A 25,044-nucleotide genomic window follows, 5' to 3' on the forward strand; every position below is an offset into this window, starting at 1 on the left:
TCATTCGTGACCGGATGCAATCCGTCACTGCATCAAGGAGGACTGCCAACCATGGAACTGAACGGAAAAGTTGCTATTGTCACCGGAGCCAGCAAAGGATTGGGAGAAGCCATCACCAAGCGGTTGGCATTGGGCGGGGCGACAGTCATCGCCAGCGCCCGAAGCCAAGCCAAGCTGGAAGCAGTGGCAGAAACCAATCCTGAGCGGATTCACCCATTTGCCTGCGACGTCACGAACAGTCAACAAGTGCAAGACTTAGTGCAATTCGCGATCCAACGTTTTGGTCGGTTGGATGTGCTGATCAACAATGCCGGCCTCGGCCACTTCGCCCCCGTTGACGAACTCACCGAGTCGCAATGGGATGAAATGATGGATGTTAATCTCAAAGGAGCCTTCCTCACTTGCAAATATGCGATTCCCCACCTCAAGGCGACGGAGGGACATATCGTCAACATCTCCAGTGTAGCCGGGACGGAAGCTTTTGCTCGCGGCGGCGGGTACTGCGCATCCAAGTTCGGATTGATGGCGTTGACCGACGCGTTGACCCAAGAATTGAAGCCGCACCATGTGAAAGTCTCCGCTTTGTGTCCTGGTTCCATCAAGACCGAATTCGGACGGCAAAAAGACTACGCGATGGAAGCAGAGCAGGTCGCTGAAGCGGTCTGGACCATCGTGTCCGCACCCAAGGGAGTCATCTACAATACCATCATCATGCGTCCGCTGGTCCCCGCCAAGTAATGGGGCTATAACCCAATCAGGAAAATACGCGTAGCGGGCAATAATAAAAGACCGTCACCCCTCTTAGGGTAACGGCCTTTTTTCTTTTTATGCGTACAACACTTCATCAGCCACACGCACAGGCAACTCTACGATAAAGACGGTGCCTACGCCCAGTTGGCTCTTCACCGACACGGTACCTCCGTGGGCGGTGACCAGATGCTTCACAATGGACAGGCCCAAGCCTGTTCCACCGGATTTTCCTCTGGTTCGTGCCTTGTCCGCCTTATAAAAACGTTCAAAGACGAAGGGCACATCCTCTTCGGGAATACCCGAGCCCGTGTCTTCCACTTCCAGAAAGATGCGTTCTCCTTTCTGATGCACATGGACTGTCACAGAACCGCCCGTCGGTGTATGGCGGATCGCATTGTCCACTAGGTTGGTCAACACTTGCTCAATCTTGTCTTCATCCCAAAACACCGTCGGCAAATGTTCGGCCAAATCCGCTTCCAAACGGACTTCTTGTTCTCGCGCAAGGTTTTGGAATTTGCGGATGACCCGTTGCACGAATTTGTCCAACGGCTTCTCGGCCGGCTCCACTTGAATGTGCCCCGCCTCCATTCGGGCCAGATCCAGCAGTTCGCGCACCAAGCGCCCCATCCGTTGCGATTCCTCGTTGATCACTTGCGCAATCTCTCTCCGCTCTTCCGGCGTTTCCGCTATATCGTCGAGCAAAGCCTCGCTGTAGCCTTGCAACATGGCCAGAGGTGTTCTCAATTCATGCGACACATTGGCAACGAAGTCCTTGCGCAGCTTGTCCAAGCGCCGTTCTTCCGTCACATCCCGCAACACGGCCACCACTCCGCGCACTTGATCGCCCGCATACAGTGGCGACATCATGACAACCCACGTGCGCCCATGTTCCGAGATATCCCCTGTATGTTCTTGCGTATCCTCGATCACCTTGTTAAAGAGAGCTTGCAAAGAAGGGGGCAGAGCATTTTTCTTCACTTCTCCCTTCCACAACGACAAAAAGCCCTCACCGATGGGATTGGTCATGATGATTTTGCCAAACTTGTTGATGGTCAACACACCATCTGACATGCTTCGCAAAATGCTTGCCAACTGCTCCTTCTCCTGTGACAACTGGTGAATCGTGTCTTCCAACTGTGAGGCCAAGCGGTTGAAAGTCATAGCCAACTCGGCGATTTCATCCCGTTCATGGTAGCGCACCGGCACCCGTGTCGAAAATTCCCCACGAGCCATTTTCTCCACCGCGCGCTTCATCTGGATCAAAGGTTGCGAAATGCGCGAAGACAGGAAGAAGGCGAAAATCGTCGTCAAGACGATGCCGATCAGGAACGTGTAGAAAATCCACCGTTTGATGTCGGCTTCGCTCAGTTGATCCTGCACTTGGTACAACACGATGGCCCCCGATGGCTTTTTATCCTTGATATAAGGCACCGCCACCAGCAAAATGTCGTTCTTTAATAATGGATTTCCCGGACGGGGGTTGGTTTGCAATCGCACCTTCCCCCGCATGGTAATCGACTGACCCTTTAAGACCTTCTTTAACTCTTCATCCGTCAATATCTCCCGCCACTGCACATTGGGCACGTGCGGCGAAACCCCGATGGGGCTGACAGAGCCACTCGCGTCCAACACCACCAAGTATGTACCGAATTCGGACGCCCCCATCAGCACATTGTTGAGATATTGGGTCTGGTTGGGGCCGGCCTCTTTCAATTGGGTCTGAATGCGCGTCGCCAACTTCTCCAAACTTTGTCTTTGCCCTTCGACATAGCTGTTCTCGATCTGTTCGCTCAAAAACAGGCTCAACAACACCAAGATCAATGTGACGAGAATGATGATAGTCAACCATAATTTACCGACAACACTTCTTAAGATCACTCTTTCGGCACCTCTAACTTATAACCGACTCCCCAAACAGTGGTGATCATCTTGGCGGCTCTGGAGGAAGCACGGTTGAGTTTCTCGCGCAAACGTTTCACATGCGTGTCAACCGTTCTCAAATCCCCAAAAAATTCATAATGCCACACATCGCGGAGCAATTGTTCCCGTGTGAACACTTTGTCTGGGGATTTGGCCAAGTAGTACAGCAACTCGTATTCTTTGGGCGTAAGTTGAATTTTTTTGCCCCCCGCTTTCACCTCATGCGCATCGTGGTCAATGGTCAGCTCCGGGAATACGAGTACATTGTGCGTCTCCGTATCCGTAGTGAGGAAAGCGGTGGCCGAAGCCCGTCTAAGCACCGCCTTCACCCGATGAACCAACTCGCGCGGGCTGAATGGCTTCACCACATAATCGTCGGTTCCCGCCTCAAATCCTTCCACACGATTGGCCTCTTCTCCTCTCGCAGTCAGCATAATAATGGGGGTTGCCTTCTTTTTGCGAATCTCACCGCACACATCCAACCCATCCATCCCTGGTAACATCAAGTCAAGCAAAATCAAATCATAATCTGTAGAAAACGCCATTTCCAAAGCGATTTCGCCGTTTTCCGCCTCATCGATCAAATAACCTTCCCGCTCCAGATACATGCGGAGCAGACGGCGGATGCGATCTTCATCATCAACTACAAGAATGTGATATTGTTTTTCCATTGCACTTTCACCCCGGCTGTTAAACTTATGCGTAAGAATGTAAACCTGAGATGACCAAATTAATCACAATTAGGTTAATCATGATTATGACAAAACCGCCAACTGCTAGCCAAGCCGACTTGACGCCATGCCATCCGCGCGATAGGCGGAGATGGAGATAAGCGCTGTAGAACAACCAGGTAATGAGCGCCCACACTTCTTTCGGGTCCCATCCCCAAAAACGGCCCCAAGCCTCATGCGCCCAAATCATAGCAAAAATCAGTGCGCCCAGCGTGAAGATCGGGAAGCCGATAGCAATAGCGCGATAGCTGATCTCCTCTACGAGATCGGGATTTACCCGGCTCACCATGGGGTGGAGAATTCCTCGAAGCGGCTTTTTGGCAATAAGCCGGATCAACCCGTACAGAATCGCTCCGCTGATGACGCCCCACAAGACCGAGTTGAGTTGTGATGCGGCATCTTTTCCTTTCATCCAACTCGGCGCTTCCATTAACGGTTGGCCCAAGCCCGCAAAGCGATCGATGCTGATCACTTCACTGTCATGCGGCGCAACCAAAGGCGGCAAGGAGTACTCCTGCACAGCCGGCTGCCCGTCGACGATATGTGAAAATTTCGCTTCATAGTTCATGGTTTTAAATGCCATATTCACCGCACTAAAGCCCACAAACATCAAAACGATCACCAGAGTAATTTCTAACCATCTGGCATTTTTTCCTTCTTTCTCTCTACCAAACTGAAACACCAAATAGATCAGGCCAGCCACAAAGCCAACCCCAAACGCCCCTTGACCAAGCGCAGCAGTCGATACGTGCACCGGCAGCCAGATGCTCTGCAACGCGGGAATCAGCGGCTGAACCTCATGCGGGAACACCGAAGCATACGCCAGCAAGACCACCGCAAGCGGCATCACAAAAGCCCCCAATACCGCCGAGCGGTACATGAAATAAAGAATGATAAACGCGATGACGATCGTGAAGCACAAAAACGCCGTAAACTCAAACATATTACTCGTCGGCCAGTGCCCGCCGATCAGCACCCGGGTGATAATAAACATCAATTGAAATACCACGCCGACGATGCTCATCCCGATGCCGATATTTCCCCACAAACGGCTCTTGGGACTTTCCTTCTCCGATCCTTTGTTGGTCCCCATCACAAAGGCGACAGTGGATAATAGGTAAAGGAAAAAGGTACACAAAAGGAGATTTTCCATCAACTGTTCCATCGTTTCCTATCCTCCCATGCTCAGTTGCGTTTCACTTGGAGTGTGTCAAATTCACCTATCAGTTTGAGTTCGCGCTCCAAACTGTACCAGTTTTTGTTCGTGTGCGCACCGATATAGAGTCGCCCATCATCCACAAGCGCCCACACTCGGCGATGATGCCAATAGAAGCCCATCACCAAGCCGATCATGCAGATGACCCCACCAAACAGGATCACATTCAGGCTTTTGTCAACACGAACCATCAGACCGGTAGAATCGACCATCTTCATGCCCGCCAAGTCTATCGCATACCGATTTTCTTTCGTCAACTCATCGAGGTTTTGGCCGGAAATCACCCAGGAACGCTCCCCTTTAGCTTGTCCTTTTTCTCTCACTTCAAAGACAAACGCCGGTTTGTTCGGATCGGGAGACTTGGTTATCGGCCGGTTGTTCTCCAACGCGAAGTCAGGATAGTAATCGAGCAGAACCACTTCTTTGTCTTTCACCCGGAAAACTTGATTTGGCTTCAAATCATATAGATCAACAGTGAATTTTCCCAACGCCTTCCCGCTTTCTTTGTCCACCAACTTCAAGTCGAGCGCATCCAGCAATCCGATGCGAAAGTCGGCTTGCACCAGTCGGAGATCTTTATAGGCGAGCGGATGGTTGACGAGAATCGAACCCTTGGCCACTGGCTTCAGCTTGCCAGTATCCCAATCTTTCTCATACAGCACGGCTCGGGTTTCATATTTTTGGGCGATTGGCCCCGCATCTTGCTTCGACTTGGGCACGTTTTTTTGATCATAGAAGGTGATATCAAAACCCTCATTTTTAACATAATAAGGCAATTCAGGGACTTTTTTCACTTCCCCTTCGCGCACCCACATCGTTTCATCCAAGTACCAACCCGGCACATAACGCAACAAAACACCGAATAAGAAAATGATCAAGCCAATGTGATTGATGTAAGGTCCCCACCGGCTAATGCGTCCTTTTTCCGCAAGCAAAGCGTTTCCTTCTCGTTTCACCTGGTATCGCTTCGACTGTAACGCCTGCTCCAGCTTCGCCAACTTCTCATCTGCTTCTGCCGCTGTGAGAGTGGTTTCCGCAGTGATCCGTTGCCGCTTCAAAAAATCGACGCTCTTTCTCACCTGTTGGTTTTTCAAAGCTTTGTATAATGGGATCACGCGGTCAAGGCTACATACCACCAGCGAAATCCCGATCAAGGAGACCATTGTGAAAAACCACCATGAATTGTACATGTCGGAAAAGCCCAAGATGTGGAACCATTTGCCCCACAACCCGTATTGCTTTTCATAATAAGCCGCGGGATCGCTCGATGGAACAAACTTCTCTTGTGGGAAGATCGTCCCGATGCTAGCCGCGATTAATGTGATGATGATGAGAATGATGGCCACTTTAACCGAAGAGAAAAAGTTCCATACCATATCAAAAGGAGAGGATTGAAAGGTTTGCGAACGCCGCGCTTTCCCTTCATATCGCATCTCCTGAACAATTGTCTCTTTCCCTTTGGTCTCTTCATCAAGCGGTTTCCCGCAACTCTCGCATAATATGGTGCCGACGGGGTTATTGTGACCGCATTCACATTTGGAATTCTCAATCAAGGCTATCTCTCCCCCCGTTTTTCAACCCCTTGCTTTGTCTAACTCTACAATCTTCCAACTTACATTATAACGCCTGTCTTTTTAACCACGGTACTGCAATTTGAAGATTATATGAAAACCCTTTTATGTGAGTAGCCGCCGCAATCTATCCAGTTCTTGGCGGGTTAACTCGCGGTATTCTCCCCGCTTCAATCCCTGAAGCGTAAGAAACGCCAACTTTGTCCGGATCAAATGGGTAATCGGAAGGCCAACTGCTTCGCACATCCGCCGCACTTGGCGATTGCGCCCTTCCCTGATGGTGAGTTGCAATTTGGTATGGATATCGTCTTGAGACAAGATCCGGACTTTGGCGGGGGCAGTCCAACCATCCTCCAACTTCACCCCTTTGCGCAACTTTTCCAAATCGGCCGGACTTGGCCGCCCTTTCACGGTGGCCACATATGTCTTGTCCACTTCATATCGCGGATGAATCAAGCGGTTGGCAAGTTCCCCGTCATTGGTCAACAACAACAACCCTTCCGTATCATAATCCAGCCTCCCCACCGGATAGACGCGTTCGGGTACGGAGCGGAAATAATCCGCGACCACCCGTCGCCCTTGCGGATCGAACATGCTCGTGATGACACGCAAAGGTTTATAAAATAAAAACACTCGTTTTTGTTCCTGTTGTACCAACGCCCCATTCACTTCAATTCGGTCCCGCGCCGGGTCGACTTTGACTCCCAATTCGGTGACGACTTTCCCGTTCACCTTCACTTTTCCGGCTTTAATCAGCTCCTCGGAGTGGCGCCTTGACGCAACACCGGCATGAGCCAACACCTTTTGCAGACGTTCAATCACTATGATTCACCTCTATGTCATCTTAACCGTTTCAGCTGGGGGACACAAGTGTGCGCACCGGAACAAAAAAAGACCTGATTCCAGGCCAATAGAAGAAATTATAAATATAGGATGGAACAAATCCCCAAGGATGCGAGAAAGCCGATCAAGTCCGCCCACAATCCGACCTTCAGCGCATACAGGGAGTTGCGAATACCGACCGCCCCGAAATACACGGTCAAAACGTATAGAGTCGTGTCGGTGCTGCCTTGGATGGTGGATGCCAATTTGCCCAAAAAAGTGTCGGGGCCGTGCGTGCGGAGGATGCTCTCGACAAAGGCCAATGAACCCGTACCCGAGATCGGGCGCAGAATGCCAATCGGCACCACTTCCTCGGGAATGTGAAAAAACGATAATACCGGAGTGAGGAACTGCAAATAAAACTGCATTGCGCCGGTATCCCGGAAGATGGCGACCGCCACCATCATTCCCACAAGATGAGGAATAATGGAAACAGCGGTGGGAAACCCTTCTTTGGCTCCTTCAATGAAGCTTTCATAGATCGGCACGCGTTGGAACAAAGCGTACAGGGGGATGAACACCAGCAAGGCCGGCAACATGATTTTGGATATGAGCGAAACCGCTTCAAACATCAAACACTCCCCCTTTCCCCGGTCATTTCCAATGCGGCTTCAACAAGCCTGAACGGTCAAACGTGCGGTGTTGGTAGTAGCGATCCAGCAACACGGCCATTGATGTGGCTATAAATGTGGCAACCAACGTCGGTCCGATGATCTCCGTTGGCTCCACCGACCCATACTTGAGTCGGATACCAATAATCGTTGTCGGAATCAGCGTCAAACCTGAAGTGTTCAACGCCAACAACGTACACATGGCCGGTGTCGCCGTCTTGGGATCGGGATTCAGCTTCTGCAACTCCTCCATGGCTTTCAATCCCATCGGGGTTGCGGCGTTTCCCAAGCCAAACAAGTTGGCGCTCATGTTGGACAAGATGTAACCCATCGCCGGATGTTCCGGTGGCACAGTAGGAAATAGAAACCGCGCGACCGGCCTCATCAGCCGGGCCAACTTCTCCAACAGCCCAGCATCTTGCGCAATCCGCATCATACCTAACCAAAACACAAGAATGCTGATCAGACCGATACACACAGCCACCGCATCCTTCGCCCCGTTCAACGCCGCATTGGTCACTAGGTCGAACCGGCCTTGGGCCGCGGCGGCAACCACTCCGCTTAAGATCATGAAAAACCAAATCCAGTTGATCATCGCTCCGCCCCCTGCCACACCATCAATCCGATCCATTCTTTCATTTCATGGAAGATGGATGGTTCTGGACGTTGCTTCACCACCAATGGTATGGCGCCGATCTGCTCTTCCCTGAGGAAAATCCGGGCACTTCCCACCTGCTGATGGTTATGTTTCACCATCTTGAGCGGAAAACTGATGACCGGTTCAACCACCACTTGCCCCTTTTCCTGATCTGTCAGCGGGTAGGAAAACGACGCCCCTGCGATGATATCAAAACGCTTTTCCTCCGCCGTCAGGTGTGCTTCTTTGGAAATGACTTGTCCTTTCCGCAAGATCGGCACCAAATCATAGTGCTGAAAACCATATTCCAGCATGCTCATGGAATCGCGCCAGTCATCGCCGTCATTCAAAGTTACCGTCACCAACTGGTGCCCGTCCTTTGTGGCTGAGGAGACCAATGTGCGGCGTGCTTTTTTGGTAAATCCCGTTTTTACACCGTCAGCCCATTTGTATAAGCGCAACATTTTATTCTTGTTATAAAATTTACGATGCCATTTCTCTCCGGGCCATGGGACAGTTTTCACTTCCGTCTTCACGATTTCTTGAAAGACCGGGTTCTGCAAGGCATATGAGGTCAATACAGCCAAATCTCGCGCCGACGAATAATGACCTTCGGCATCTAGCCCGTGAGGGTTGACGAAATGGGTGTGAGATAACCCCAAATATTCGGCCTTTTCATTCATCATATAAACAAAGCCTTCAATTGATCCGCCCACGTGTTCCGCGATAGCAACTGCCGCGTCATTGCCCGAGCGGAGCATTAATCCATACAACAACGTTCGCAATGGGATCTTTTCCCCCAGCTTGAGATAAATGGACGATCCCTCCACTCCGACCGCCCGCGGCCCAACCGTCACCAACTCATCCAACTTTCCATTTTCAATCGCCACGATCGCCGTCATAATTTTCGTGAGGCTGGCAATCAACATTTCTCGGTCGGCGTTCTTTTCAAATAAAACCCGGCCAGATGTGACATCGACACAGATCGCAGCTTGCGCACTGGGAGCGATGTCGATGGTCTCCTGCGCCGCCACCGGTTGCACTCCCACCATCCATCCCCATACCGCAACGATCAGAACCGCTCCCCATCGTTTTAGCTTCACCATTTATTCACCCCATTGCTCCGTCTGGGTTTGTACCAATATATGCAAAGGGGACAAGAATATGTGAAAACAACGACACGGCACTCCCGCCATATCGTTGTTTTCCATAAACACGTATCGATATTAGAAAAACCTTCTCCCGCAAAGCCTAGCACCCTCCGGAGCGGGATCTTTAAGAACTCGGTCAAGCAGACCCTCGTCCTATTCGCATCCTCCATTTGATTTCTTTTTGCCCCAATTTTTCAGCTGCTCAACCAATCCCGGCGCCATGTCCAACACCCGGTCGATCAAATGAGTATTTCCATCCATGTTCAACAAGCGGATGCCTTTGTCGCCGACAACGATGAATCCGACAGGTGTGATGGAAATTCCCCCACCGCTTCCACCGCCGAAAGGAAACTTTCCGCCTTCTTGCTCCTTTCCTTTCCCTTCTTGATCTTTTTTCTTGTCTTCCTCCCCCGAGCGGCTTCCTTTCTCTTCTTCCGCAACTCCCTTGAACTCACTTCCTCCTGCCGCAAATCCAAAACCCACTTTGGATACTGGGATGATGATTGTTCCAAAGGTAATTTGCAAACGAGCCAAAAGCCAGCAAGGCACGATAGCCGTTCTACATACTAGACCCCTATAGAAAATTTATCGTTACCTTCGGCTTTTCGTCGATTTGATCGCGCTCCCAGATAATGTTGTGAATAATCGATTTGTATGCGCGGTTTAATGCCTTGGCGTCTTTTTCATGATCCAGTACATGAATGACATCCTTCACCGTCGCCAACATATCTTCATTTCTGGCTTGTTCCGTATGATCAATTTGCTTCTCAATCACTCGGTAATCCTCTTCACATTGTCGCAATTGCGATTCATATTCCGCTTTCTTCAGCACGTACTCCTCTTTGCTTATCTCCCCATCCGCTCTCATGTCGGTCAAATTGCTGAGGCGGTTTTCAATCTTCTTGATCTCTGCCAATTTCTTTTCCAACAAATCATACAGCACGCGCCGATCTTCAAGATCAATCCCTTTGCGAATCGCTTCTTCCAACTCTTCTTTTTTCTGCTCTATCGCAGCGCGAACAGCCGACTCGATCTGCGACATGTTTCCGCCCACATTGGTGCAACGCGTTCCAAAATGATCTCGGTAGGTGCAGGATTTCAAGTTATCATACGGCCTGTCAGATCTCTTCTGAATTTGCAACGTATGTCCGCATTTTCCACACTTGATGATCCCAGAAAAAGCATGTTTCCCTGCCCTGCTGGCGTGTGGAGTTACTTTTTCCCGTTGAAACAAAAATTGCAGCTTATTGTGTTCGATTTCCGTCTTTACGGGCTGATGGCAGTTCTTGTATACCACCCATTCCGTCTTGGGTTTGGTAATGATCGCACCCGTCGTGACAATCTTCTTCTTTTTCCCTACAACAATATGTCCCAAATGAACCTCATCTAACAGTAAGCGACGAACAACCTGCGGGCTCCATAATCCTCCACGAGGAGAAGGAATCGTCAGCTTGTTCAGCTCCCACGCAATATCCGTTGAAGACCAACCGCTAAGCGCCCAATCTACCATCATGCGATAAATCTCCAACTTTTTGGGATCAGGAACCGCCTTCTTCGATTCTCTATCATATATATAAGGAAACGGCGGTTTTCCATTGCACCAGTTCCCCATTTTTGTGGCTCGCGCTTTCCCTTGGCGCAACCGTCTGGCAATCGATTTATACTCCTGCCGTGCAATCATCCCCTGGAAATCAGCCAACATCATGTCTGACTCATCATTCAGATTGTAGACTTTCTGCGGCGTGATAATTAGCGTATCCGAAATCGCAAACGTTTTTTCAATCGTCGCTTGGTCTACTTTGTCACCACGGCCCAACCGGTCATAGTGAACAACCAGCACAGCGTCATACATCTCCAGCTCAACATCTTGCAAAAGCTCTTGCATCTTGGGTCGAGCTTCGATGCTGTCCCCCGTACCGATCTCCGCGTATTCAACATAGGACCAACCATTCTTTTCGCACATTGACACCAGTTCATCCCTGTGCTTGTCAAGGTCCACATCTTCATCGCCACGTGATTTACGCAGATAAATGGCAACATTGTGCACATCGTAAATGCTTTGGCTCATTTGCGAACTCCTCTCGGTGCATTGTTATGTACATATCATATAACAAAAAAATCGGGATGCAAAGCGCACCCCGACCGTATAGTGAAACCCCTTAATTTCTGTTCTTTTGAGCTACTTTCATCTGTTGGACCAGCTTCACAAAGTCCTTACAGGCTTCCTGTGTAGGACTGCCGTTTATGACTAATATAACCTCTTCCAGCTCGATCACTTTCTGCTCTGGATGTTGTTCCCTCATTGACTGTCCACCCCTTATGGGTGCATTGTTGCCAAAAAGGAGAGGGAACTTACATCCATTGGTTACATTTATGCCATTTGGTTATTTATATATGTATTGGTCTCCTGAAAGTATTTTAAATGATCATCGATTTTCAACAATGTCACTATGGATTCAACTAAAACCGTTTGGCCAAACCGCAAAGCTAGCTGAAATGGTAGGATTTCAATACCAGTATGGATTCAACTAAAACTTTGGAAATCATCATTGCGGTATTCGCCATAATGCTTTCAATACCACTATAGATTCAACTAAAACGGATTTCGCCACTCGCTTTTCAGGCGGTATGACTTGCTTTCAATACCACTATGGATTCAACTAAAACCGCTCAGCTCAGAAGGTGAGGGAATAGCAATATGGACTTTCAATACCACTATGGATTCAACTAAAACCCGTATGTGAACATCAGTCATTTCAAGCATTTTCATTATATCAAAAAACAAAATTGTCTGTGAACCGTTAATGATGCGAAAACCCCGGGAGGTTCACAGACTTTTTAGCATGCTAAAGGATAGTTTAGACCTCTGATTAAATCTATCCCCCTCATTTCTTTTTAGATTCCTTATAATTGACTTCGACTCGAAGTAGTCTATCAGTACAATTTCCTTTTCAACGCCCGCTATTACAATTCAACAACCACTATGGTTACAACTAAATATCAAAGTTGATTGAGTCACTCCATGAAAAGTTGATTTCAATACCATTATGGTCACAACTAAACCTTCAACCGAATATAAAGACGGCGATGCCATTGACTTGTTTCAATACCACTATGGTTACAACTAAACGCGAGGGGCTACCCGTGGGGAAACCAATGGGGGGCGATTTCAATACCACTTTGGTTACAACTAAACGGCGTTATCGTCGTAGTTGTTGGTGGCGGTATTGACATTTCAATACCACTTTGGTTACAACTAAACCAGTATGTGAACATCAGTCATTTCAAGCATTTTCATTGTATCAAAAACCAATATAATCTGTGAACCGTTAATGATGCAAAAAACCCCGGGAGGTTCACAGACTTTTTACTAAAGGATATGGTAGACCTCCGATACAATCTACCCCGCACTTCTTTTTTAGATTTCTTATTAGTTGACTTCAACTCAGTAGCCAAATCCTCCGAAGTCCCAATTATTTATACAGTAACCGCGATACGTTAAAGGATTGAAGCCTGTACTTTTTTTAGCTCTTCCATATTTCGATACGAAACATAAATGAATTCTCCTTCTACCAACAAGCGCAACTCTTCATCCAATTGGTATGTATCCCACAACCAGATGGTATTCTCAATCAACTCCCGAACATCACATACACACCGAACACCAGAATAACCCAGCCCAATGCTGAATTCAGATAATGAACGATCCGTACACTTCCTAACATAGAAATCAACCGCTTTTGGTGGATAGCCCAATAACAGACCAAGCATCTTATGGTATTCAGGGGAATTTAAATCAATTTGCCGTAGGTTGTCAACATACTCCTGTTTCTTCTCTTTTGATTGAAAAAAAAGAAAACGACCTGTGTGATCTTTAAGATGTGGATATTCTTTTAGTATTGGAAACAACTCCGCCAAGCCTTGATTGTAGGTCCGATATAAGGCTGGTTTTATCCCTTTAAGAAAAGCCTCATGATCTACCATCATTTTTTTGTCCATTGCTATTTCACCAATCTCCCTTGGCCAGCCGAAAACATCAACTTTCAATACCATTATGGTTACAACTAAACGTACACTAAAGGGTATTGTAGACCCCTTACCCGATCTATCTCTGCCCATTGAAGATATTGCCTTGACTATGTAGGTCTTTAATAAACTCTATAACTAACCCCCTTACTTGTCTTCAATTTGCTCTCTCTAATTAGTAATGTATCTGATCTTTAGATAGCGGTAGACGCATAAAATTCCCCCTATTGAACTGCTAAATGAAAGGCCAGCCGCATCACATCTGATTGGCCAGCTTCTATTGTTCGTTCGCTTTCTCTATCCGGTCTACTCGGCGTTTCAGCTCTAACACGGCTTTGTCTATGCGAAACGTGGTCGCCTCTAGCGAGTGGATCTTATCTTCGTGCAAATTGTGCCGCGCAACTTCTTCCACCTGATTTTCAAGAATGTCCTCCGTCGACATACGCACCACGTTCTCCACTCCATCAAAGCGTTTATCAACCTGGTCAAAACGCTCCGCCACTTCTACTTTAAACTCTTCCAGCTCCGTCTCAATCCGGTCGAAGCGTTCGGCTACCTCTTGGCGAAGCGATCGGTTTTCTTCTTCCATGTCATTCAGCTTGGCAAGGATCTGCTTTAGGATTTCTTCCATCGTCCGGCCTCCTTTCTCTCAGTATAGCAACAATTTCCAATAACATAAAGCTCATCTCCCTCGGAAAAATAGCATCCAGAACCTGCCGCCCACGACCAGCGCGATCCCCAACACATCGATCCACCAAGGCAGAAGTTGACCATCAGTGAATGCATATAAAAATACGCCCCACACCAGCGGATATGTAAATGTCCTGGCGGTGTACATGAAACGGAAAATCAGCAATGTAGTTAGCAACGCGACTGAGCCGAAGCCGGTTGGGGGCATCGAGTACATCTTCATGATTCCAAACCATAAGACGAACGGCTCCACATATGTCAAAATAGCCAACCAAAATGCGTTCTCTCTTGCCTGTGATGGGTCTGAAAAGTTATATTGATTCTCACAGTCTCACCTCCGTGCCTATCATATCAATTTTTCATACAGTTTAGAATACTATCGCCCCAGGAGTAAAAAGCCTATACCGCAATATCTCAGACTTTTCTGAAACCATTTTTCCCAAATGCTTGCCCGACCAAGGATAAGACGGTCGGGATCAAAATGATGTACCAGAAAATGAGGAACTCCCCCAAGGCATAGGCAACCCCAACAACTTGTGATGTTTGAAACGTTACTGTTGCCTTGGGTCATACACCCATTCTAATACCACTATGGATTCAACTAAAACTCTTTGACCACCGGTTGTTACGGATTTCTTTGTACATTCTAATACCACTATGATTACAACTAAACTTATTAGGGACATTTTCTGGATTGTCACCATATCATTTCAATACCAATATGGTTACAACTAAACCGGAATCATTCAAAACAGCACTGAATTTGATTCGCTATTTCAATACCAATATGGTTACAACTAAACCAACAAATCATACATTAGAGGAGGGGGAATAAACCATTTCAATACCAAAATGGTTACAACTAAACGCGGTGGAGTGGCCACAGTAGTGGATCATATTAAACATTTCAATACCAATATGGTTACAACTAAACATTAAAGGATTAAAGGAACCAGTAAAAGTTTGGGATATTTCAATACCAATATGGTTACAACTAAACTCTTATGTGAACATCAGTCATTTCAAGCATTTTCATTATATCAAAAACCAAAATAATCTGTGAACCGTTAATGATGCAAAAACCCCGGGAGGTTCACAGACTTTTTACCACACTAAAGTATATTGTACTCGTCTGATATAGTCTACGAATAACTATATCTTTAAACAATCCATAAAGCCCACTAATGACCTCCCCCGCTTGTTGCCACAAACTTTTTCTTGGTCCACCCGTTACTTCATGAACCTTTCCCACGCACCAATTCAACCAGTTCTTAATTTGATCACTATTAAATCGTTTCACCTTAAGTTTGTAATGTTTCTTCAATACATATTCCTTTTTACGATCCCGCTCTTTTTGTGCTGGTGTGCTTTGATATGCATTCCCATCCGCTTCAATCACCAGATTGTATTTTGGAATATACAAATCCACTTCCAAGTCCCCAAAGAGGATATGTTTTTTTACACGGTAGCCGGCACTCGTCAGGGCCAAATATAATCTCTTCTCAAGATAAAAGTCACAATTACTGGCCTTCACTAGTTGCCAATCTGGCCAACGCTTTTCCTTCAATACAATCCGAACAAATCGAATACACGCCTTAACGAATTTCTTACCCGAATAACCCGTATCTTTAACGGCGGCATGCTTATCCCCCCTCTTTTCGTATCCTTCCCTTTCTATTTATCTGAATTTATTAAAAATATAAGACAAAAAAACCTTGTCTTAGAACAAGGCTACTTGGGCAAGGCTTGGATATCTTTATCGAATGCGGTCAAATCGAGTTCTCGCTCAATCAGCTTTGTAAGTTCCCGACTGTGCTGTGAAAAAAATTCATGACCTGCGTTCAAAAAGGGGTCTTCTTTTTCATACGAGCAAAGGTCAATCAAACATGAGCTGCAACTGGTCACGGGTCGGCTTGGATATGTATACGCGGCGGGATAGGCTCAATTTTACCAGAATGCAATAATTAACCCAAAAGCCAAATAAGCTACAACACCAAGTATTGTAAGAGAAACAGCGACAATAGCAATGCTGATAATTGTTTTTATAATAACCTGTTTCATACCATACCCCTTTATATTTTATTTATATAAGTATAGATTATATACATTTAATTCAAAATATTAAAAAACCTTATTAAATAGGGGGTTATATCATAAACCAAAAAGCCCCCCCTTTCTCTAGTTGTTGCTTTACCATTATGGTTACAACTAAACTGGCGGCCCACATGGGCGTGGATGCGAAAGTATTGGTTTCAATACCAATATGGTTACAACTAAACCCTGATCTTCGACGAAGCCCAGGAGTTTCGTTGCGAGTTTCAATACCATTATGGTTACAACTAAACCAAAAAGCGCCGTAAATGTATCAGGTTTTCATATGGAGTTTCAATACCATTATGGTTACAACTAAACCAAAAAGCGCCGTAAATGTATCAGGTTTTCATATGGAGTTTCAATACCATTATGGTTACAACTAAACCAAAAAGCGCCGTAAATGTATCAGGTTTTCATATGGAGTTTCAATACCATTATGGTTACAACTAAACCCCGTATGTGAACATCAATCATTTCAAGCATTTTCATTATATCAAAAACCAAAATAATCTGTGAACCGTTAATGATGCAAAAACCCCGGGAGGTTCACAGACTTTTTAGCTCACTAAAGGATAATTCAGTCCTCCGATACAATCTACCCCTCACTTCTTTTTTAGATTTCTTATTAGTTGATTCCAACTCAGTAGCCAAACCCTCGAAGTCCCAATTATTTATGCAGTAACCGTGATACGTTGAAGGATTGAAGCCTGTACATTTTTTAACTCTTCCATATTTCGATACGAAACATAAATGAATTCCCCTTCTACCATCAAGCGCAGCTCTTCATCCAATTGGTATGTATCCCACAACCATATAGTATTCTTAATCAACTCCCGAACATCACATACACAACGAACACCGGAATAACCCAGCCCAATGCTGACCTCAGTTAATGAACGATCTGTACACTTCCTAACATAGAAATCAACCGCTTTTGGTGGATAACCTAGGAGCAGACCAAGCATTTTGTGGTATTCAGGGGAATTCAAATTAATTTGCCGTAGGTTGTCAACATACTCCTGTTTCTTCTCCTTTGATTGAAAAAAAAGAAAACGACCTGTGTGATCTCTAAGATGCGGATATTCTTTTAGTATTGGAAACAACTCCGCCAAACCTTGATTGTAGGCTCGATACAAGGCTGGTTTTATTCCTTTAAGAAAAGCCTCATGATCTACCATCATTTTTTTGACCATTGCTATTCCCACCTTTGAAAACAGGGACTACCTTAATAGGTAATCCCATTGTACCACTACTAATGTTTATAGGGATTGCCGTTTTTATCAAATGTCTCCCCGCACTCCTTGCAACCATAGTTTCCAGAGTGTGTTTCTTCGATGTTTTCCTTTTCTCCACATGCAGGACATCTTGGCATATGATCCCCCCTACTATCAAAAAATGATGTAGTTACACCTTAATTATATGTAAAATATTCTTAATATTAAAATTGAAACTCCCGTCCTTCCTTTCAAAATATAGCTTGGCACTTCACCGCGACAGTCCGTAGCTTCAGCTATTTTAATTCTGACAACACCACCAGGCAGTCATCTTTTGAACGGTTTCCTCATCCATACACCCATTCTAATACCGTTATGGTTACAACTAAACCCATCGCCGATCTCCCCGCCACCACCTGACGTATATCATTTCAATACCATTATGGTTACAACTAAACCCCAAGTATCAACCACAAAAAAAGGCCCCGCGATGGGATTTCAATACCACTATGGTTACAACTAAACCGGGCTTGAACTGGCCTACACCGACAGCGAGCGAATTTCAATACCACTATGGTTACAACTAAACAAAAAATACCGGTGGCGGTGGGCAAACTGATCCGTTATTTCAATACCACTATGGTTACAACTAAACGATTCGATCAGTTAACGTGCGGTTCATCTGGTGGAAATTTCAATACCACTATGGTTACAACTAAACACCGGTTAGCGGGTAAAGAGTTTAAAATTTCGTCGCATTTCAATACCACTATGGTTACAACTAAACATCTAAACGGTATCAACATCTTAGTGGAGGAGTTGAAATTTCAATACCACTATGGTTACAACTAAACCCGTTTGTGAACACCAGTCATTTCAAGCATTTTCATTATATCAAAAACCAAAATCATCTGTGAACCGTTTATGATGCAAAAACTCCAGGAGGTTCACAGACTTTTTAGCTCACTAAAGGATAGCTCCAATTACGGAAAACTCTCACAAGCTACGTTACCTCCATCGCAATATAAAATTGAAAAAAGCTTACTCTTCCTTTTGCCCTTTTAAAAATCATACAGAGATACTGGGGATTCATCCTTTCAATACCACAATGGATTCAACTAAAACTTCGTCGCTTCCTTTTCTTCACACTATCCCTAAAAAAGAACAATCTCTTAACAACGAGTTTAACCCCTATGTATTTAATAGCTTTAATTTATATCGTGCACTCCTACTTCACTATTAATATAAATAGAGTCGTCGATCTCCAGAGAGTTTTTCTCATTGGAGATCGACGACATCGGAAAAGTGCTAACCTTGTTTGCTATCAGATGCAAATCGCCCATAGCCCCATGCTGTTTTAGCACCAGCTCCAATCCAATCAAGCGCTTGAGGTAACCACTCTGTTACCATTTGAACAGCTTTTTGATCTCCTTCGTTACCAGAGCAGCGTGGAGCAACTCCAAAAACAAAAGTTTGCCCTTCTGCCACTGTCAAGAAAGGGATCGGATTGGGAGATTCCCAATCTACTGGCTTACCCTTTTTCGGGTCTTTATAATACTCCGGGTGATGTGGGGTCATAATATCAATTTCCAACTGTACTGGTACCACAGGTAATGCATCAAAGAAGACCACACTCCCCACCGAACTATTAGATTCCTCAGGAATTGGCCCAAAAATATCATTAATTTGTGTGCTTGTAACCGTGGTGTCATATGATGTTGCCCAACTGCGCAATATTCCTTTGATCGAAGAACCGGGCAGATAAGGAACTCCCAAAGTATGATGCCAAGTTAGGCCGTTATCCACAGGATTAGAACGTCCCATGCCTGGTACAAATCGGGATATCGTTTTCATATAATACAGCTTGCCTGAGCGAAACTGGATTAGCTTCTCCATCCTCTTCACAGCACAATTTAGTTGATGTGCATCACCGATCTTCGATTTTGAAACAGATTTCATCCATGCTTGCTTCTTTTTCTCCAACGTCCAATAAGCATATTTCTCATGAATTTCCCATTGATCACAAAATTTTTCAAACCATAATCCCATATTGCTGTCTTTAGAGTTGAGAACAGTGTTGGCTTCAACATATAAAGGCATCATCAATCGTCACCCTCTGCCTTCTTCAGCTCAGCAACCGCAATTTTGCGATGCCATTCCAACCAAGCCAATGTCTCAACCAACGCCCACCGATATCTACGTTGGTCATGTTTAGTAATCGCATGCAGCAAATCCTCCTCGCCAGCGTACAGAGAATAAGGATGCCTCTTACATAACCATTCTTGTACATGTTCATACAGCCAATAATGGGGATCTTCCTTTTTTTTGTCCTTTGCTGCCGCTTGAAGTTGGGCCAATGATTGTCCCAATCCATTGATTAAAATATCCCCAGCAAGCTTTACCACATATCCCGCATATTCATCCCCTTTCTCTTCTGACTCTATTTGTCTCTTCACTCGCTCCACAACATCCAATGAAAAAGCAGCTCGTTGTTGATCCAGCGTTTGGTCCATTGATTTCCTCTCCCCCCTAGAAGATTTCGGTAACAAACCAACCCTGTCCGATGGTTTCATTCCCTCCGACCTGCAGGTAGCGCGATTGGCTCAAAAAACTTACAAGCTCCTTCAACTCTCGCTCTTTCCCAAAACGTCCCATGAGTAACGTATAAAAAACCGTATCTGGGGGAATCGTTTCTTCTTGCCACAATCCTATACTTTTCTTTGTTTCCTCATCCAGTCGATTACGTGATTGGATGGGCAATCCATACTGCGCAAAATAAGAAAAATCCTCATCACGAATAATAACTAGCCGATGCTTTAGTTCATTTCGTACACTCTCATGATGAATCAAGAAGGAAATATTGTTTGCCACCTGCTCGATGAGCTCTGGATCAGGCTTTGTCTTGAACGAATACTCTTCCAGAAACAAAACTTCCTCTTGGTCTCGAACAGATGCTACCACTGCCTCATACGAAGAAGGAGCTTTGTCAATAGTAATCCCTGTTTTGTTGATCAGTTGGCAATCGCGATAAAATCGATTTATCAAATAAGGACAAGTCACCCATCGAAAATGACCTGTCAAAGAACGGATAGGCAATAACAACAATCTTGCATCAGCTACACTTACTGCACCTGCGGAATCTTCGATACCAAAAATCTGATTAACCTCCAACTTCTCCTGTCTTGCTTTATCTCTCAGAGCCCCTTTTAAGCTTGATCCAGGAATCGTTGGATAACTAGTTGTTGCCTCTCTGGCTACGGGTAAATCGATCACACTATAAACTTGTCCTGCACCAGGATGAATAGATGTCTCTGCCAACATCCCCATGATATAGCCATTCATGTTTTTAACCCTCCTCATTCTTGCCAAGTTCCAATCACTACCTGACCAAAGCCATATGATTTAAGCTCCCCTGTTAGAGCTCCATGCAACAAATTCAATTTTGGTAAATCTTCTATCTTTCCTTCAAAAAACCATGTTCCTCCAGCTGGAAGGACCGGAAACAAATCTCTCGGCCAATTCTTCACCATATTGCGTCCACCAATTTGGTTTGCTTTTCCTAAACTGGCCGAAATACATTGTGCCGACGGGCATATTTCTTTGACTTCAGGCGGCCCGTTTCGCACAGCTTGGTCCATATCAATATAAGTTCCTGGAGTAAGTAATGAAACGGTAAAACGAATAATCCCCTCTTTTGTTGTAGCTACCTCTGGCATCCGAGGCAATTCAGGTGTTAATTCTTCTGTTACCGTCACCTTGGCAAATCGGCCTTCTCCACCCAACGGAACGATTTGCGTTCCCATGGGATGCCACGACTCGTCCAACCCTTCCACTCGCACAACCACCTCCAATTCTGGTCTTGGGCGAGTCAGTGCAATTGAGTACAAATGTCCTTCTACTGCCGTTCGGGTAAGATCGCTCCTTTTTATCCCGACTCTGTGCTCTAACTTCCATCCATCAGACGGATTAAACATATGTTCGGGCGAGGGAACATCCCCGCTTAGCACCGCTTCCATTCCTGCTGAAGTGAGCCACACTTCAAGTGCTTCGCCTTTATCGATGGCATTTTCCGCCAACGGAAACCGAATGCCACTTCCCAAATCACTAGCTTCTACAACCTTTCCCAATGTAAAACGGGCATATACCCAATCCTCATCTTCCTTACGCTTTCTATACAATATTCTAGGTGATGGGTAAAGTCTTTCTCCTTTCCACATCAGATATGGACCAAATAAACGCAAATCTCCCAGATGATCTGGTTTCCCCCAATCCTTCAACTCACTTTCCCCAGCATCCCCCAATTCCTTGGGCCATGGTATGGAATTATCTGAGGTCCATCCAAGGCGATAATAAGCCATTGCCGTGCGTATAGCGCCTTGCAATGTCATCATAGAGGGAGGAAACACACTCTTGAGCATCGCTACCGGTTCATTCATATTAAAAGGCGTACCGTCGCGGAAAAATAACGTATCCAGTGCTTGAAACGACCAAATCCTACTCAACCACACCTTCTCCTTCCTGTGCAAGAAACTGAGCAACCAATGCCCCCGCCACTCGAAACTTCCCTGTCAACTCCACGTTATCGTCCTTGCGCTTGGCGACAAAACATACCTTCATCAAATTTTCTATTCGTTGATTGATTTCGTCTTCATTACATTTTTCAGAATCCATAATACGAACATAATCGGCAGTAATTAGACGCTTCAATTTTTGCCTATGCTCTTCTGGGTCATTTGTAAGCATAGGAGCTTGCTCGTAAAGTGTTTTCAACTTATATAGAAACTGATTAGAGAAAATAGTTTGGTCTCCATTGCGGGTATACTCTTTAAACCCATCAAATATAGTTTGTGCTTGATCTGGATTCCCATCGCATACAACCTTCCACGGAGCTGACCATGTCAAGGCTACACCAGAGCTTTTCCATATCCCAATCGCTAAGCTATCGCGACCAGTATGATCTTTGGCCACTTGATCAAGCAAGTGATGTCCTTCTTGCAACACACTTTTAAGCGGCGTTTTGCAATGAGCATACAGAATCGCCGCAGAACTGGTAGCTTGTAAAGTTGGCTCCCCGCCTTCTCTAAAAGCTTGCCGATATTTTTGTTGCAATTTCACAGCAACAGGCAATGCTTCTGGTACAGGTAACATTGCCAGCACATCGTCTCCACCTGCGTAAATAACCACGCCATTATGGTTTCGTACCAAATCGTTTAGATCCTTACAAAACTGGGACAAAGCTTTACTCACTTTTTGTTCATTCTTTTGTAACTGTTTCCCCAGCTGATCTCCATCCATCAACAGTATTGCATAATAGGGGGAAGGTTCTTTACTCAAACCAAGGTATAAGGGTTTCAACTGAGCAAATGTTTCAGCATCAACAACCTTGTCCGCCCATCTTTGAAAAAAAACATTGCCATCCAGTTGAATAAATTTTTTAAGAAGAACATCTTTTTCCGCTTTTCTTTGCAACAACGGAAAATGATCAGCCAGTGCTACTGTTTGAGTATTCTTCGATGACTTCAAAGCGATCGAAGCAAATTTTTTCGCCTGCTCAGGAGACTTCTCTAGCATGCGTAAAATGGTTGGAAAAGCCGCCAAATAAGTAGTCGGAGGAAATTTTACAGCAACAGAAGGAAGTTCCCACCCAATCGCTTTTTTGGCATAGAGAGGATAAAACCGTTTGATGAGAGCAATAGCACTTAACCGTTCACGTTCACGCAAATCTAAGGCATTGCGTTGATTCTCGTGAAAGGAATGCCAAAACATATCCTGTTCCTGGCGATGACGAGATCTAACATATCCAGATAATTCTTGTAACTGTGGCATCAATGTGCATTTATCACCAGGTTCGATGGTTGGTATATAACTGCGCCAATTTTTCCGCAGATTCAGCAAGGTGGGATCATCTCCAATTACCCAAGCCATTTCCCACCAACCATGTACTTGTCGCTCCCAAATTTCCCTGGTCCCATTACCAAGTACCGCTATATCGCTTATTGTCTCATTCCAAACAGTATCTGCAATCTTAATCCAAGCCCGTTGCACAGCCTCCTCCACTTTTTGGGGCTGAAACCCTTCCAGAATTGACGCTTTAAATCGATTGGGCAATGACCCAATCCAAGGCCCCTCAAACAATTCCTTTCCCTGAAGCGTTTGATTAATTGCCTGTAGCAATGGATTATGAATTTGCTTAAATTGATCATGTACATCAGGAAATACAATACTACCACCTTGATCCATCACCGCAGCCATCGCATGACCAGAAAGGTAAGAAAGCAGAAATGAGCTGGCCAACAGGTCACGTGTTCGACGAGATTGAGCAACAAATCCTTGAACAGGTCCAATGGTAAAATGAAAATATTTACCGCTCATCAACGCACCTCCCGAAATGGTTGATCTTTGATATACTCCTTAAACATTTGTAGTGCCTTGTGATAACAGAAAGGGTGATTTTTTTGCTCTTCTCCCACTTTCTTGATTAATTTGTCGGGAAAAGGGGCCGATAAAATAGCAAAAAAAGGATAATATTGTTGACCAATTTGAATTACCCTTAGCCATACCGGCGATGAAACCCGTTGATATCGTTTTGGAAGAATCTGATATATCTGTCCATTTTTTTTGGATGAGACTATTAAGGGTAGACCAAGAAAGAGACGATGTTCTTTATGCTCTGATCGAAATCCTTTGATTACTTGCATTCCCGCTACCATCGCATTAAGTTCTGTGTCGCTTCCTTCATTGGCTAAAAAGAATGTAGTTCGCTGATCTACAATGGTATGATTACAATGATCCCATGGCGAAAACCAAAATTGGATTTGCTGTAACCCGCATTGAAACCTTTTAATCCATTCTTCTATGGTTGATGCTTCATGTGCAATAGGTAGCTGATCCATCCATTGCTGAATTTCTGGATCATCCGCTTGCCATTCCTGTAAGGCGATGGTACCAAATCCCCTACGACTTCTGGCTCCGAGACCACCAATATGTCCCAACATCCATAGGCTGGACACCAGCCCTTTCCAATCAGGTGCTACTTTATTGGCATTACGGTGGGGGCGTAACAACAATTGAATCGTGAAGCGGCCAGAAAGTTTATCGGCATAGTTTGAAACCGGGGAAATGTAAGAACACCTCCGCCTTAGGAAAAAGCTGAAGTAGTCCAAATCTCGAGGCAATGAACTCATTCTCATTATTTTTAGATTTTCATTTTTTTTGCGCATAAAAAAAGCTGACTGCCCAGCTCCTCCCCCTGTTCCTCCAAATAAAATCTCCTCCCATGTCGCTTTTCCACCCTCTGGTACCTTCTGAAAGTGAGGATTGATTGCCCGATACCAATAACGCAACGCCCCTTTTACAGAGGGCAGTCGAAGTTCTGCTGTCATCGCATCTGCTCCCGCCAAAAACAAAGGGGTAACTACCCGAAAAGTAGCTGTGATTACTTTCACTTTATCACCAACCTTCCAATGTTCTTTAAAAAGGCATAGGTAATTGATAGGTTTCAAACAAAGTCCGAGGGACTAGGAGGTGGTTGATACTTTCAAAAACTATTCT

The 25,044-nt window shown here is 45.4% G+C and carries 23 protein-coding genes and 1 CRISPR repeat array; of the genes, 1 reads left to right on the plus strand and 22 read right to left on the minus strand.

Annotated elements, in window-relative coordinates:
* Positions 1-51: 51 nt before the first annotated feature.
* Entirely contained in the window at positions 52-738 is a 687-nt protein-coding gene (locus CLV36_RS09195; protein ID WP_022738412.1) for an SDR family oxidoreductase, read from the plus strand.
* Positions 739-825: 87 nt separating this feature from the next.
* Here CLV36_RS09195 and CLV36_RS09200 read toward each other — a convergent pair whose 3' ends face one another.
* The 22 genes from CLV36_RS09200 to cmr1 form a co-directional block, all read right to left on the minus strand.
* Entirely contained in the window at positions 826-2,628 is a 1,803-nt protein-coding gene (locus tag CLV36_RS09200) for an ATP-binding protein (RefSeq protein ID WP_022738411.1), read from the minus strand.
* On the minus strand, positions 2,625-3,341 hold the full coding sequence (locus tag CLV36_RS09205; RefSeq protein WP_022738409.1) for a response regulator transcription factor: 717 nt from the start codon (positions 3,339-3,341) through the stop codon (positions 2,625-2,627). The genes CLV36_RS09200 and CLV36_RS09205 overlap by 4 nt, the downstream gene beginning before the upstream one ends.
* Before the next feature lie 25 nt (positions 3,342-3,366).
* On the minus strand, positions 3,367-4,566 hold the full coding sequence (gene ccsA, locus CLV36_RS09210; RefSeq protein WP_022738408.1) for a cytochrome c biogenesis protein CcsA: 1,200 nt from the start codon (positions 4,564-4,566) through the stop codon (positions 3,367-3,369).
* A gap of 20 nt (positions 4,567-4,586) precedes the next feature.
* On the minus strand, positions 4,587-6,170 hold the full coding sequence (resB, locus tag CLV36_RS09215; protein ID WP_022738406.1) for a cytochrome c biogenesis protein ResB: 1,584 nt from the start codon (positions 6,168-6,170) through the stop codon (positions 4,587-4,589).
* A gap of 123 nt (positions 6,171-6,293) precedes the next feature.
* Entirely contained in the window at positions 6,294-7,007 is a 714-nt protein-coding gene (locus CLV36_RS09220) for a pseudouridine synthase (RefSeq protein WP_029072101.1), read from the minus strand.
* A gap of 101 nt (positions 7,008-7,108) precedes the next feature.
* Complete coding sequence (locus tag CLV36_RS09225; protein ID WP_022738403.1) at positions 7,109-7,642, minus strand: spore maturation protein; 534 nt, start codon at positions 7,640-7,642, stop codon at positions 7,109-7,111.
* Positions 7,643-7,664: 22 nt separating this feature from the next.
* Positions 7,665-8,276, minus strand: coding sequence for a nucleoside recognition domain-containing protein (locus tag CLV36_RS09230; protein WP_022738402.1), 612 nt, complete (start codon positions 8,274-8,276; stop codon positions 7,665-7,667).
* Positions 8,273-9,424, minus strand: a complete 1,152-nt coding sequence (locus CLV36_RS09235; RefSeq protein ID WP_106342475.1) for a D-alanyl-D-alanine carboxypeptidase family protein — start codon at positions 9,422-9,424, stop codon at positions 8,273-8,275. The genes CLV36_RS09230 and CLV36_RS09235 overlap by 4 nt, the downstream gene beginning before the upstream one ends.
* A 198-nt stretch (positions 9,425-9,622) precedes the next feature.
* Complete coding sequence (locus tag CLV36_RS09240) at positions 9,623-10,018, minus strand: spore germination protein GerW family protein (protein WP_223248070.1); 396 nt, start codon at positions 10,016-10,018, stop codon at positions 9,623-9,625.
* Between the two features lie 25 nt (positions 10,019-10,043).
* Complete coding sequence (locus tag CLV36_RS09245) at positions 10,044-11,537, minus strand: recombinase family protein (RefSeq protein WP_106342476.1); 1,494 nt, start codon at positions 11,535-11,537, stop codon at positions 10,044-10,046.
* A gap of 91 nt (positions 11,538-11,628) precedes the next feature.
* Complete coding sequence (locus tag CLV36_RS17290; RefSeq protein WP_181352948.1) at positions 11,629-11,772, minus strand: hypothetical protein; 144 nt, start codon at positions 11,770-11,772, stop codon at positions 11,629-11,631.
* Between the two features lie 1,195 nt (positions 11,773-12,967).
* The gene (locus CLV36_RS09250) at positions 12,968-13,522 is read right to left on the minus strand and encodes a hypothetical protein (RefSeq protein WP_146130618.1); all 555 of its coding nucleotides are present in this window, start codon (positions 13,520-13,522) and stop codon (positions 12,968-12,970) included.
* Between the two features lie 250 nt (positions 13,523-13,772).
* Entirely contained in the window at positions 13,773-14,126 is a 354-nt protein-coding gene (locus CLV36_RS09255; RefSeq protein WP_106342478.1) for a hypothetical protein, read from the minus strand.
* A gap of 51 nt (positions 14,127-14,177) precedes the next feature.
* Positions 14,178-14,456, minus strand: a complete 279-nt coding sequence (locus CLV36_RS09260) for a hypothetical protein (RefSeq protein ID WP_106342479.1) — start codon at positions 14,454-14,456, stop codon at positions 14,178-14,180.
* A gap of 822 nt (positions 14,457-15,278) precedes the next feature.
* The gene (locus CLV36_RS09265; protein ID WP_106342480.1) at positions 15,279-15,674 is read right to left on the minus strand and encodes an endonuclease domain-containing protein; all 396 of its coding nucleotides are present in this window, start codon (positions 15,672-15,674) and stop codon (positions 15,279-15,281) included.
* A 1,276-nt stretch (positions 15,675-16,950) separates the two neighbouring features.
* A complete protein-coding gene (locus CLV36_RS09270) occupies positions 16,951-17,472 on the minus strand; it encodes a hypothetical protein (protein WP_106342481.1) in 522 nt (173 codons plus the stop codon).
* Between the two features lie 382 nt (positions 17,473-17,854).
* Positions 17,855-18,347: a CRISPR direct-repeat array (repeat unit 30 nt; unit sequence ATTTCAATACCACTATGGTTACAACTAAAC).
* Between the two features lie 454 nt (positions 18,348-18,801).
* Complete coding sequence (cmr6, locus tag CLV36_RS09275) at positions 18,802-19,596, minus strand: type III-B CRISPR module RAMP protein Cmr6 (protein WP_106342482.1); 795 nt, start codon at positions 19,594-19,596, stop codon at positions 18,802-18,804.
* Complete coding sequence (cmr5, locus tag CLV36_RS09280) at positions 19,596-20,006, minus strand: type III-B CRISPR module-associated protein Cmr5 (RefSeq protein ID WP_181352950.1); 411 nt, start codon at positions 20,004-20,006, stop codon at positions 19,596-19,598. The genes cmr6 and cmr5 overlap by 1 nt, the downstream gene beginning before the upstream one ends.
* A gap of 16 nt (positions 20,007-20,022) precedes the next feature.
* On the minus strand, positions 20,023-20,835 hold the full coding sequence (gene cmr4, locus CLV36_RS09285) for a type III-B CRISPR module RAMP protein Cmr4 (RefSeq protein ID WP_106342483.1): 813 nt from the start codon (positions 20,833-20,835) through the stop codon (positions 20,023-20,025).
* 14 nt (positions 20,836-20,849) lie between these two features.
* Complete coding sequence (locus tag CLV36_RS09290) at positions 20,850-21,995, minus strand: type III-B CRISPR module-associated Cmr3 family protein (RefSeq protein WP_181352952.1); 1,146 nt, start codon at positions 21,993-21,995, stop codon at positions 20,850-20,852.
* Complete coding sequence (cas10, locus tag CLV36_RS09295; RefSeq protein WP_106342485.1) at positions 21,988-23,865, minus strand: type III-B CRISPR-associated protein Cas10/Cmr2; 1,878 nt, start codon at positions 23,863-23,865, stop codon at positions 21,988-21,990. The genes CLV36_RS09290 and cas10 overlap by 8 nt, the downstream gene beginning before the upstream one ends.
* Complete coding sequence (gene cmr1, locus CLV36_RS09300; RefSeq protein WP_106342486.1) at positions 23,865-24,938, minus strand: type III-B CRISPR module RAMP protein Cmr1; 1,074 nt, start codon at positions 24,936-24,938, stop codon at positions 23,865-23,867. The genes cas10 and cmr1 overlap by 1 nt, the downstream gene beginning before the upstream one ends.
* Positions 24,939-25,044: the final 106 nt, after the last annotated feature.

The organism is Laceyella sediminis, assembly GCF_003003125.1.
In the GTDB taxonomy this organism is placed as follows: Bacteria; Bacillota; Bacilli; order Thermoactinomycetales; family Thermoactinomycetaceae; genus Laceyella; species Laceyella tengchongensis.